The sequence below is a fragment of the Kocuria marina genome (genome assembly GCF_000786655.1).
GTDB classification, from domain to species: domain Bacteria; phylum Actinomycetota; class Actinomycetes; order Actinomycetales; family Micrococcaceae; genus Kocuria; species Kocuria marina_A.
In genome coordinates, this window is sequence record NZ_JROM01000010.1 from 1 (window position 1) to 12459 (window position 12459).

The window sequence follows — 12459 nt, forward strand, 5'->3', positions numbered from 1 at the left end:
CAGTGCACGACCCAGGCGGTTCATCACGTCGAGACGCGAAGCAATAGTCAGCATGCACTGAACTATACAGCGCGCACTGAACACTCGGTCACAGGCGTCAGCCCAGATCGCATGCCCGTAAGGGGAACCCCACTCGGGAACACCCGCCGCTGACCTGCTCACACGCAAGCACGCCTCGTGGAGCATCCCATAGGACCCGTCCGGTGGCCCTTTCCGCGACGGGGCGCCATACGGGGCACGCGTAGACAGGTCTCTCGCCTGCGTTCCGCGGTGGTCATTGGCGTTGGGCCAGCACCTTGTTACCTGCCTCGCGGAGTTCACCGGTGGGTGAGACGTGGCGGTAGAGCGTCTGGCGGGTGATGCCTAATTCCTTGCACAGCGCGCTGACGTTGGTGTCCTTCTTGCCCATCGAGGCCATGGCCAGGCGGAGCTTCGCGGGGGTCACCTTGTAGGGCCTGCCGCCCTTGCGGCCACGGGCGCGGGCCGATGCCAGGCCGGCCTTGGTGCGTTCGGAGATCAGCTCGCGTTCGAACTCGGCCAGGGCCGCGAAGATCCCGAACACCAACTTGCCTGAGGCGGTAGTGGTGTCGATGGCCGCGCCCTGCCCGGTGAGCACCTTCAGCCCCACGCCCCGCTCGGTGAGGTCGTGCACGATGTTGACCAGGTGGCGCAGATCCCGACCGAGCCGGTCGAGTTTCCACACCAGCAGGGTGTCCCCCGCCCGGAGGGCTTTCAGGCAGGCAGCCAAGTGGGGTCGGTCGTCGGTCTTGCCGGAGGCCTTGTCCTCATACAGGGCCTCGGGATCCACACCGGCGGCGAGCAGCGCATCGCGCTGCAGGTCCGTGGCCTGGGACCCATCGGCCTTGGACACTCGCATGTACCCGACCAGCACCGTGCACCTCCACTGTCATTTATTCGATCGTTTACGTGACATGAGAACCGAAGTATCGCCGCCACATAAAATTTGTCACTTTACCCGTTACTTATTCTATGTCGTGCAGACCCCGCTAAAAGCAGTTAATGTGACAGAAATTCGAGAGGGATGCCAAGTTCGGCGAAATCGTTCCGAACTCGGTGGACGTGCTCGTCGTCGTCGCTGCGGTAGAGCGTCATGAGATTGAATAGCTGGCGTGCGCTGTCCGGGTTCTGCTTGGCATCCTCGACGGCGTCGTGCAGGGCTTCGTTAAGGGATTTCGGGCATCCTGTTGTTACCAGTGGCTTGCCAGGATCAAGAGAGGTGTCGGGTGCCGGGAGGAACAATGCGGCATCGCGGCCCAGACCCGTCAGGTGACCGTTCTCGAGCACGCGCATTGCGATGGCTGCGGCTTCGAGGGTCCGCGTCTGCCTCTGCAGGGTCTGCGCTTCAAAGGGCCGCCACATCGCTTGACCGGCTCGCACGGGATATCCCGCGCGCTGCCACACCTCGCGCGTCAGCCGCTGCGCGGCACCGCACTCGCTCATGGTTGCACCAAGCTCATCGACCACAGTGCGCAGCAGCCGGAACCACGTGCCGGCGTGGATGCGATGCCGTGGAAGGTCGACTACTCCGGCTGTCAGGGCTTGCCACGTCCGGTCGTCCATGCGCCGGATCGCCAGCGAGGCTCTCTGCGGTTCGGGGGCGCTCGATGGGTCGCGCCATGCGTAGTAATGGCCGGGCGGACCGTCGTGGTGCTCAAGCCAGCAGTGGTGGACGGGGTAGGAGAGCATCAGTGGCAGCGACCACACCACGAGGTAGGGGTGAGGAGACGTGGAATCTCGCACACATTGTGGGCAGGTTCGGTGGTGTCGGACAGCGGCGGTCGGGACCCATGCTCGCCACGAGCTCACCGTCCGGCGACGACGGTTCCTCTCGGGCAAGAGAACGGTCAATTGCCGGATGTAGGTGCTGAACGCGTCGGGGCCAGGCTCGACGTCGTCCAAGAGCCACGGGGTGTACCCGCTGATGCTCATGCCGTGAATCCGATCGGAGCTGACTCCGGTTTGGATCGCTAGTTGCTCGATCAACCCCTCCGGTGGGGCCAGGTCGAGATCCGTATCGCGGTCGAGGGAGTAGCCGATATCGAATGCAAGATCATCGACGGTGATCCCATACCCGTCGGCGATCCGGTGCAGCCATGAGGTGAGGGCTTCACCCGGAATCGGCCGCGGATGGATCGGCCAGCGGGCGGTCACATCAGCTCGCGTTCAAACAATCGCCGCCGCTCTGTGGGGCCAACGTAGTCGGCCATCGTCAGCGTCCGGTGGTTGATCGTCTCAGCGCCGGACTCGACGGCCGCGACCGCGACCGCGGTCAGCAGGTGCGCAAGCTCACCGATCGTTCCTTCACTGCGGGCGAGCAAGTACTGCGTCATGTCGTCGGTCTCGATGCGGGAGGGCCGCCGCAATGGGAAGGCCGCCGCGAAGCTGGCCAACAGCGACCGGGCGTCCTCGCCTGCCTTCCAGACAGGCAGCACGAACGGCTCGAACCGATTCTCCAGTTGGTCGTCCGAGCGTATCGCCAGGTATGCCTCACGGGTGCCGACTCCCACGAGCGGGATGCGCAGCTCGTTGCCAAGGAATCGCAAGAGGTTCAAGAACTCTCGACGGACGTCACCACGTCCAGCAAGCACATTGTGCAGCTCATCGATCACCAGCATCTGCACACCGACCTCGCGCAGTAGGGAGAGTGCGAGGCGCTCGAGCTCGATCACACGAGGGCGCGGCCGTAGCGGCGCGCCGAGGGCTGCGAGGATTGCTGTATAGAACCGCAACGGGGACGGCTCCGAGGGCATCTGAACGCACAGCACCGGGATGTGTTCCCGATCCAACTCAGTCGTGGGCAGGTGCTGTCGACGGAATCTCTCGATGATCATGGACTTGCCGTTATTCGTCGGCCCCACCAGCAGCAGGTTGGGCATGCGTTGCTTCCGTGGCCACCCGAGCAGCGTTTCCAACCGCCCGACAGCCTCGACGGCTTTCGGGTAGCCGATCCAGCGGTCGGCTCGAATCCTGTGGACCCGCTCGGCAGCTGGCAGCCGCGCCGTCGACTGTGCAGATGGATGCAGATGCGACAGATCCGGTGGCTGGTCCTCGTCGACTGTCACCATTGTTCAATCTCCTCGAAGCGGGCCGCAGGCCGCATCGCGCCCGGTTCCGGCGCAGTCGCCGGCGGAGCCGGTGTCGGCGCGGGAGACGCCTTTCTCGTGGTTCCCGCGTGATTACGGCGTTCAGCTTCCCGGCGGGTCCGCTTGGTGGTCTTCTCGGCGGTCTCAGAGATGTGACGCATCTGTTCGATCATCCGAAACAACGCGACCTCGTCGACTTCGGCGGCACCGCGTTCACGCAGTCGTGCCAGCGCCTGCCGGTGCTCCCACACGCTGACAGCAGGATTCGACAACGTCCGATAGGGCACCTCTAGGTATTCCTCGCCCTCAGGGTCCAGCACCCATATTCGGCTGATGTCGCGCGGGTCTCGGCGGATGATGAACTGTTCGAGACTCTCGCGACGCGCGATCCAGGGCTTGAGCACGTTGGCGAAATAACGCACGTGATCGATGACGAATCCGGTACGCGTCAGCTTCCGCCGGATCACCGGCAGGAAATCCACCAAGAACGCTGTCGGATTCTCCGTGACCACAGGAGAGCCGTCCGCGAGGACACCCTCAGCCCAGCGCCCAGCCGGAGTCAGGCCCAGCGTGCTGTGGACGGTGCCGTGGTACGCAGCCACTGCCAGGCTCAGCCACTTCTCCAGTTCGGCAAGAGTCAGTGCAGCCATTTTCTCGGAGTCATACCGGCCACGCTCACCTGGGTCCGAGAACGTCGTGCCTGGCAGCTCGTGGATCTCGCGCATTGCCGTGCCGATGACGCGTTCTACGATCCCGCCGTAATGCGGCTGGCCCAGCGGCCGGTAGTCCAGTGCGATGCCGTGCTGCTCACACCCACGGGTGAGTGCCTCGCTCTTGAACTCGGCGGCGTTATCGACGAACAACGCCTTCGGCTTCCCGCTCATCGGCCAGTCTGCTTCGATCCCGAGTCGTTCCAGCCGGGGCCGTTTATCACCGGTTGCGTGAGCTAGGCATAAGCCCACAGACACCGCCGAGGGCGGCTCCAAAGTCACGACCATGCCCACGAGACAGCGACTGCACACATCGATCGCCAACGTCAGATATGGGCGGCCGACAGGCTTCCGTTCCCGCTCATCGACGACGATCAGATCAATGACGGTGTGATCGATCTGTACCTGGTCCAAGATGGATCCGATCGCTGGGACGTCATCACCGGCCGACTGCAAGGGCCGCACACTGTCGGGCCCTTCTCGTCGCCGACCGACTGCTATCGGATTCATCCGTGCGATTCGCGTCTCGACCGTGTTCCGCGCCGGCACCGGCAACCCCCGCACAGCACAGACTCGGGCGATCTCGCGGTGCAGCGAAGCGATGCTTCGCTTCTGTCGCGTCAAGTACCGTGTGCGGACAAGCTCGCGAATGACCTGCTCGACCGGCTCCGACAGCCGATTACCACCCCTGCCACCGTCGGACCGTCGGCTGGCGAGATCGGTCACCAGACCAGAGCCCTGACGGTAGCGTTCCAACAGCACGTACACCTGTCGGCGAGAGATTCCCAGCTCGACGGCGGCTTCATCGGCAGCAGCCACCCCAACATGGTCACGCTCGGCGAGATTGCCGATCACTTCAGCACGCAACCGAGTTTGCTCCCACTGAGCATCCGACATCGTTAAATGCCCCGGCGACGGGATCCCGTATGGTTCTTCGTCCATCCCTGCCTCTCCTTTGAGAACAGGACTATTGAGCAAAAACGACTTTAGTGCACACGACTACTGAACGGCCAGCGTTCAACAGCCGACTGCACAAGCCCCGAGAACACGGGGCCGGATGTGCAGGCGACTTCGGAAAATGACAGCCGGCCCGAGACGTCATGAGACGTCTCGCAACTCATGGGATGCGAGACGTTCAACCTCCACACCGCAAATAAGCCGTGCAAGGACTTGGCCTGCCACTCGGGCGCAGTTGGCTGAACCTTGCTCTGCTCGTCAGGGGTCAGGCAGCCACTCATCGGGACGCAAGTCACGGGTGTAGGGGATTCGGGCTCCTGGAACTAGACGCCGGGCCGCCCGCACCAATTGGTCGCGGTCCCCACGGGTCAGGTACAGGGCATGGTGCAGATATACATCAACCTCCAGGCCGTCGATGGTTCCGCCCAGCAGGTGATACTCACGCCAGAGGTCGCGTATGCCCACGCCGGCGCATGTGATGGCCGTGCGCATCATCCGCGCCTGGGCCCGGGCGATGGTCCAGTCTTCCACAGGGAGCCCTCCGGTCGTGTAACCACGCCTGGGCATGCGCTGCTGGCACAGGGGGTGGTCATGAGTAGATTCGGCACACCTGAGCCTTTGAATCAGGTGCGGGATCAATTGTCCGCCCGGCACGCCGGGCCCCGGAAGACCTGCCAGCGCCAGCCATCAACTCGTCCAGCAGTGCGGCGTGCAGGAGCCCTCATAACCTACGAGGTCGGGGACGCTGTGGTTGTGAACCACCGGGTGGGACAGCGCCAGGCACAAAAGCGGGGACGGCGGAGCAAAGCAAGGAATGGGTCACACCGCATTTAGGGTTGGATGGCTACGGAGACTGTGGTGACCCGGTAGGCGTCCTTGATGTGCTGGTGAATGCGGTCGCGACTGGAGACCTGATAGCCACACCTCTTGGCCCAGGCTCGAATCGATGCAGGTCGCATCCCCGTCCACCGGTATGTTGACAAGGGCAGGATTCAGCGCCCGAACAGTGAGTTCGTCCGGATCAGAGCGGTCCTGCTTGGCCCCTACCCCGGGGGTCAACGCCCCCCATCTGATGTGGAGTCTTTGCCCTATGTCCAAGCTGACCGATCTGCTGCGCCAAGTAGAGCGGAAAGATGCGCAGCTCGCCGCCGATCTGGAGCGTGAGTATAAGGCGCTGTCGTCGCGTCGCGCGTTCGGCTTGAACTTTGAACGGCACCATCCTGAAAGCACAGAGATTCCAGGGCGCAAGGTGCGCAGGGGAGAGAAAGTCCGGATTTTGCCCCCGCGTGGCAGCCTCACGCCAGGGGATAAGACTCTTTGGGTAGTTCAGCGAATCGAGCGTGTTGACGGTGGCCGCGTGGCGCATCTCATCCAACACGATGCCAACGACCCCGAGACTCGAGTGGTGAACGTCGATGACCTTGTAGTCGTGGCGGTATTCCGAGACTTTATTTATCCAGGTTTGACTCCCACTGGAGGAGTGGAGCGCGGCCAAGACAAGCCTTTCCACACAATTATTAATGGAGAAAACTACCATGTACTTGAGGCGTTGACGTACACACATAAAGGCAAGGTTGATGCCATCTACATTGACCCTCCATACAACACCGGCGCCAAAGACTGGAAGTACAATAACGACTATGTCGAAGGCGATGACCTCTATCGGCATTCCAAATGGCTGGCCTTCATGGAGCGCCGCCTACTAATCGCCAAACAGCTTTTAAATCCTGCAGATTCAGTTCTTATTGTTACAATTGACGAAAAGGAAGTACATCGTCTAGGGCTTCTGCTGGAGCAGGTTTTCCCTGAAGCCCGAGCACAGCTAGTAACTGTGGTCATCAACGCCCCGGGCCAAGCCCGAAATAGTGAGTTGGCCCGTGTTGACGAGTATGCATTTATGCTGTTCTTTGGCGCCGCACAGCCGGTTCCAGGCTCGGATGACTTGCTTAATGAAAAAACATCTCACAACCCAGACACGGTGCGATGGAGTTCATTGTTGCGGAGCGGAACAAATTCTGGCAGGGCTGATCGACCCACCCTATTCTTTCCGATATTTGTAGACCCTGAAACCAATGGAATCATCGAAATTGGCGAGGCCAAGACCATTGGCGCGAGTAGGGACGAATGGGAGGTGCCCCCGGGAGCAGTTGCTGTTTGGCCGCTGAAGAGCGACGGCTCAGAAGGACGTTGGCGCGCTTCTCCTAATTATTTGAGAGCTCTCATCAGTCAGGGATACGTGCGCATGGGCGCCATCCGGCCAGAGGAGGGACGTGGCACCGTTTGGTACTTGGGTAAGACTGCATTGAAAAAAATTGAGACTGGCGAATTTCGTGTGACCGGACGTGATGGCTCTGGCTCAGTATTGGTAGAGCCTGCTACCGATGTGATGGGTCGAACCGTCGTCCCCAAAACTGTGTGGAATCGCCCGTCTCACCATGCCGGCTGGCATGGCAGTGCTTTGGTTCGCGCTTTGCTGCCCGGTCGATCATTCCCTTTCCCCAAGTCTCTCTACGTAGTCGAGGACGCCATTCGTGTGGCAGTGGGTGACAAGCCGAACGCCACGGTCTTAGATTTCTTCGCTGGCTCGGGCACCACCGCCCATGCCGTCATGAGGCTGAATCGCCAGGATGGTGGCCATCGTCAGTGTATCTCTGTGACCAACAACGAGGTAGCTGCAGAAGAGCAAAAGGCACTTCGAAAATCTGGCCTGCGCCCTGGAGACCAGGAGTGGGAGCAGTGGGGTATCTGTGACTACATCACCAAGCCCCGTATTGAGGCTGCGATTATAGGTAAAACCCCTCTAGGCGATCCAATAAAGGGTGACTACAAATTCTCTGACGAGTTCCCTATTTCCCAGGGAATTGAGGAGAATGCACGATTTTATGCGCTGACCTATGAGACTCGTACAGAAGTGACACATCATAAGGCGTTCCGTCAGATCGCACCCTTGCTGTGGTTGCGCGCCGGAGCCCGAGGGGAGTGCATCGACGCCGAGCCAGATGCAGGGTGGGCCTTGGCAGAGGCGTATGGCGTGCTGGTTGACCTTGATCTGTCTACGCCCTTCATCGAGGCTGTTGATGGCAGCGATGGCATTGGGGTGGTTTACATCGTTACTGACGACGAACGGCGCTTTCAAGCTGTGGTTCGGCGCCTGCCCGACGGCGTGGAGGCGGTGCGCCTATACGAGTCGTACCTGCGAAACTTCCAGATCAGGATCGGAGGCTGAGCCATGCGGTTCACCTTGAAGGACTACCAGGACCAGGCTGTTTCCGAACTCCTAACCGCACTGCGCGACGCGCGGATGTACTACGAAGGATCCGGTCGCCCTCAGGCAGTCACGCTCACGGCCACCATGGGTTCCGGCAAAACCGTGATCGCCTCGGCTGTACTGGAGGCACTATTCACGGGCAATGAGGATCTCGACTTTGAAGCCGACCCTAAGGCGACAGTGCTGTGGTTCTCCTCCGACCCGGCGTTGAACGAGCAGTCCCGCTTCCGGTTACTGGAGGCCACGGACATGATTCCGTTCAGTGATCTGGTGGTGGTTCCCACGACTTTCAACCAGCGCACATTCGATCCGGGCAAGGTCTACTTCCTCAACCACCAGAAGTTCGCGCGCACGTCTCTGCTGGTTCGGGGGTTCGAGGAACGTCAAGCCGCTCTCCCTCTGGAGAGCATGCCTGACGGGCGTGAGTACACAATCTGGGACACGATCCGGAACACGATCGAGGACCTTGACCGGACCCTCTACATGTTCGTCGACGAAGCCCACCAAGGGATGGGCCAGTCCAAATCTGCCGAACGGGCTCACGAGTCCATCGTGCAACGGATTATCAACGGTCAGCCGGGCGTGGCGCCGAGGATCCCGCCGGTACCCATCATTTTGGGTATCACGGCCACCCCGCAGCGGTTGCACGAGACGTTGGCGACCTGGGATGAGCGCCTGGTGGTTGATCGGGTGAAGGTCAGCCCGGTTGATGTGCAGGCTTCAGGCCTTCTCAAGGACACGTATGTGCTCGACTCCCCGGCCGAGGTCGGGGCTTACGACCAAGTTTTGTTGCGCCGGGCCGTGGACCGTTTGCGGGAGATGACTGAGGCTTGGGCGGAGTATGCCCGCACCGACAGCGACGGAGAGACCGTCAAGCCGTTGATGATTCTCCAGCTGCCCAATACTCCTGATCCTGACGATGTCGGACAAGCCTTAGACACGATTTTCCAGCAGTGGCCAGCACTTGCGGAAACCAACGTCGCACATGTGCTTGGTGAGCACACCACCCAGCGTTTCGGCTCCCACGAAATCCCCTATGTCAGCCCTGAAGAGGTGCAGGACCTCGATTGGTGCCGAGTGCTGATCGCCAAGGACGCGATCTCCACCGGTTGGGATTGCCCGCGGGCGGAGGTCATGCTCTCCTTTCGACCTGCTTCGGACCGGACTCACATCACCCAGTTGCTGGGGCGAATGGCTCGTACTCCGCTGGCTCGCCGCATTCCTGGCAATGACCTGCTTTCCAGCGTGCATTGCTTCCTGCCTCACTTCGCTCCCACCACTACACGAGAAGTCGCGGACGCTCTAACCTACGGCGACGAGAACATGCCTCCGGTGCCCGGTCGGCGAGCCTTGATTGACCCGATTGAGGTGACTTCGCAGCACATCAAGCAAGAGGTCTGGGATGTCTTTACGTCCCTGCCGTCGATGGCACTGCCAAAGACAGTGACCAACCCTGTGAAACGCCTGACTTCGCTGGCTCACGAACTAGCCGCCGACAAGATCATGCCCGGCGCTGGAAACCGAGCACACGAACTGATGCACCACGCATTGGATGGCGCTGCGGCCACGCACCGCACCGCGGTTGAAGAGTCCCTCCGCGAGGTGAAGACCGTTGAGGGCAACCAACTGTTCGTGGACCGAGCCACCGGTGCCCGGTCAACAGGCGCATACACCGCCGAAGCCGATGAGGCGGTCATCGAGGAGGCATTCCGCCGCGCCTGTCGCGTGTTCGGCAAAGCCGTGTCGATGAGCTACGCATCCTACCTGGCCGCTTATGAAGTGGCCGCTGATGAGGAAGCCGATGAGGTTGAGGCACTGATCGAAGCGCAGGCCCGGATTGCGGCAATGTCCCGGGTACCGGCTGTAGTCGAGGCCTTCAACAGGCGGGCCGAGGAGTTGGCCGATGAGTGGTTCACCCACCACCGTGTGGCGATCGCTGGACAGTCGCCGTCACGGCAGGAGGAGTACCGCAAGATCAAACAGCAAGCGCGGACAGCCCAGGCTGTGTCCTTAGCGAAACCAGAACGCTGGCTGGTGCCGTCTTATGAGCAGACGGGCGACGACACGACCACACGCAAGAAGCTACCTACGTATCGGAAGCATCTGCTAGTACCTGCGGATGGTGATTATCCCGAGGACTTCAAGAGTTCATGGGAGCCCGATGTCCTAAACCTGGAGCTGCGGCGAGAAAGCTTGATCTGCTGGTACCGCAACCCCGGGGTGGCCAAGCCCGAGTCGTTGGCCGCTGTCTACACCGATGGTGAACGGCAGGCACTCGTGCGGCCGGACTTCATCGTGTTCGATCGCGCTTCGAACGGCCAAGTTGTGGCATCGATCGTCGATCCGCACGGTCACCACTACGCTGATGCACTGCCCAAACTGCGAGGCTTGGCGGCTTATGCCGAGCAATATGGAGACCACTACGCCAGGATCGATTCGATTGCCAAGATCGACGGGACACTGCGGGTGCTTGAGCTCAAGGACCCGCGTGTAAGGGAGGGGATCACCCAGGCGACCTCCGTCGAAGCGCTTTTCAGCAGCCAGCGTTCCTTTGAGTACCGAGGCTGAGCGCCGCCGCCGCCGAGAGCTGATGAAACGGCATACGCGGTGGAGGCGCGTCACGCCCAAGGATGTGCAGGCCTATCGGGAGTTGAGCGAAGGCGACAAGCTGTTCGTACTGACAGAGGTACTAGCTCGAGTTGAGTCTCTGATAGTGGTGTAACACCGGTCGCCGCGCCCCCGGCCCCTTGGACATGGGCGCGGCCACCGCGTGATCCTTCGAGTCAACCTCCTACAGAATCCTCGAACGGAGTCATCACGATGACCGCACCTCACATTGTCGACCCTGCCAGCGTGTTGGGCGAAGCCTTATCCGAAGCAAGCCCGGACATGATGCGCCAGTTGCTGCAAACCATGCTCAACGCTTTGCTGTCCGCCGACGCGGACGCCGTGATCGGCGCCGAGTGGGGCCAGCCCAGCCCGACACGCACGACCCACCGCAACGGCTACCGCCACCGCGACCTCGACATCCGTGTCGGAACCCTCGACATCGCTGTGCCGAAGCTGCGCTCAGGCACCTACTCCCCCGACTGGCTCATGGAACGACGCAAACGAGCCGAGTCCGCACTCATCATCGTCGTCGCTGACTGCTACCTCGCCGGCGTGTCCACGCGCCGCATGGACAAGCTGGTGAAAACCCTCGGCATCAACGCGCTGTCGAAGTCCCAGGTCAGCCGCATGGCCTCCGACCTCGACCAGCTCGTCGACGACTTCCGCCACCGCCCCCTCGACGATGCAGGCCCGTTCACGTTCGTCACCGCCGACGCCCTCACGATGAAAGTGCGTGAAGGAGGCCGCGTGATCAACACCGTCGTCTTGCTCGCCACCGGCGTCAACAATGACGGCCACCGTGAAGTGCTCGGCCTGCGCGTGGCCACGAGCGAAACCGGGTCAGCGTGGAACGAGTTCTTCGCCGACCTCGTCGCCCGCGGCCTGAGCGGCGTCTTGCTCGTCACCAGCGACGCTCACACCGGTCTGCGCGAAGCGATCAGCGCGAACCTGCCCGGCGCGAGCTGGCAACGATGCCGCACCCATTACGCCGCGAATCTGATGGACGTCACGCCCAAGAGCGTGTGGCCAGCGGTGAAAGCGATGCTGCACAGTGTCTACGACCAACCCGACGCCGATGCGGTCAACGCTCAATACGATCGCCTCCTGGACTACGTCGATGACAAGTGGCCTGCCGTGCACGAACGCCTCGACACAGCCCGCACGGACGTGCTCGCGTTCACGAGCTTCCCGAACGAGATCTGGACCCAGATCTGGTCGAACAACCCGACCGAGCGCCTCAACCGCGAAATCCGTCGGCGCACCGACTCCGTCGGAATCTTCCCCAACCGTGACGCGATCGTGCGCCTCGTCGGCGCCGTCCTGGCCGAGCAAACCGATGAATGGGCCGAAGGACGCCGCTACCTCGGGCTCGACGTCCTCGCCCGCTCACGTGCCGCTATCCTCACCGACCCGCCCACCGAGCCAGGACACGAACCCATGCCCGCACTCACCGCCTGAACCCACCCGCGAAGGATCACCCTGTTACACCACTGCCCGGGACTTGACCGGTGGTGCGGCGGCGGGGTCAACGTCACCGCCCGGGGCGCTGTGACCCCGGAAGTAAGCCCCGGGCATTTTGCGCGTCCGGGGCTTACGCATGTCGCAGCCACGAAAGAGAGTAATTGGTCGTTTTTGCACCACTCCCCCCGCGCCTGCCCTCGGGGTCAGTTTCGCCCGTGCTGGGTGTAGCAAAATTTGGTGCATAACCAGGGGGTGCGGAACCGCCTTACTGTGACGGGTTTTGCTCCACGTCGGAGCCAGCCCAGCCGGTACACACCTCGTGATAGAGGATGTGCGCCGTGGGCAGTCC

8 protein-coding genes are annotated in these 12459 nt (G+C 61.8%); 3 read left to right on the top strand and 5 right to left on the bottom strand.

Annotation, left to right across the window (positions count from 1 at the left end; translation table 11 throughout):
- Nucleotides 1-274: 274 nt before the first annotated feature.
- The 5 genes from AS25_RS01665 to AS25_RS14040 form a co-directional block, all read right to left on the bottom strand.
- A complete protein-coding gene (locus AS25_RS01665) occupies nucleotides 275-892 on the bottom strand; it encodes a recombinase family protein (protein ID WP_033098508.1) in 618 nt (205 codons plus the stop codon).
- Between the two features lie 125 nt (nucleotides 893-1017).
- The gene (locus AS25_RS01670) at nucleotides 1018-2172 is read right to left on the bottom strand and encodes a TniQ family protein (protein WP_052160619.1); all 1155 of its coding nucleotides are present in this window, start codon (nucleotides 2170-2172) and stop codon (nucleotides 1018-1020) included.
- Nucleotides 2169-3086 carry a TniB family NTP-binding protein gene (locus AS25_RS01675; protein ID WP_035960767.1) on the bottom strand — a complete coding sequence of 306 codons (918 nt, stop codon included), beginning with the start codon at nucleotides 3084-3086 and terminating at the stop codon, nucleotides 2169-2171. The genes AS25_RS01670 and AS25_RS01675 overlap by 4 nt, the downstream gene beginning before the upstream one ends.
- Nucleotides 3080-4756, bottom strand: coding sequence for a TnsB C-terminal domain-containing protein (locus AS25_RS01680; protein ID WP_156960865.1), 1677 nt, complete (start codon nucleotides 4754-4756; stop codon nucleotides 3080-3082). Before AS25_RS01680 ends, AS25_RS01675 begins: the two co-directional genes overlap by 7 nt.
- A gap of 845 nt (nucleotides 4757-5601) precedes the next feature.
- Nucleotides 5602-5730 (bottom strand): Lsr2 family DNA-binding protein, encoded by a 129-nt coding sequence (locus tag AS25_RS14040; protein WP_084117944.1) that lies wholly within the window; start codon nucleotides 5728-5730, stop codon nucleotides 5602-5604.
- A 131-nt stretch (nucleotides 5731-5861) separates the two neighbouring features.
- Between AS25_RS14040 and AS25_RS01690 the strand changes: the two genes are divergently transcribed.
- The 3 genes from AS25_RS01690 to AS25_RS01700 all read left to right on the top strand — a co-directional run bounded on the left by AS25_RS01690 (nucleotide 5862) and on the right by AS25_RS01700 (nucleotide 12107).
- On the top strand, nucleotides 5862-7997 hold the full coding sequence (locus tag AS25_RS01690) for a site-specific DNA-methyltransferase (RefSeq protein WP_035960772.1): 2136 nt from the start codon (nucleotides 5862-5864) through the stop codon (nucleotides 7995-7997).
- 3 nt (nucleotides 7998-8000) lie between these two features.
- Nucleotides 8001-10607 carry a DEAD/DEAH box helicase gene (locus AS25_RS01695; protein ID WP_035960773.1) on the top strand — a complete coding sequence of 869 codons (2607 nt, stop codon included), beginning with the start codon at nucleotides 8001-8003 and terminating at the stop codon, nucleotides 10605-10607.
- A 252-nt stretch (nucleotides 10608-10859) separates the two neighbouring features.
- Nucleotides 10860-12107, top strand: a complete 1248-nt coding sequence (locus tag AS25_RS01700) for an IS256 family transposase (RefSeq protein WP_035960775.1) — start codon at nucleotides 10860-10862, stop codon at nucleotides 12105-12107.
- Nucleotides 12108-12459 lie beyond the last annotated feature (352 nt).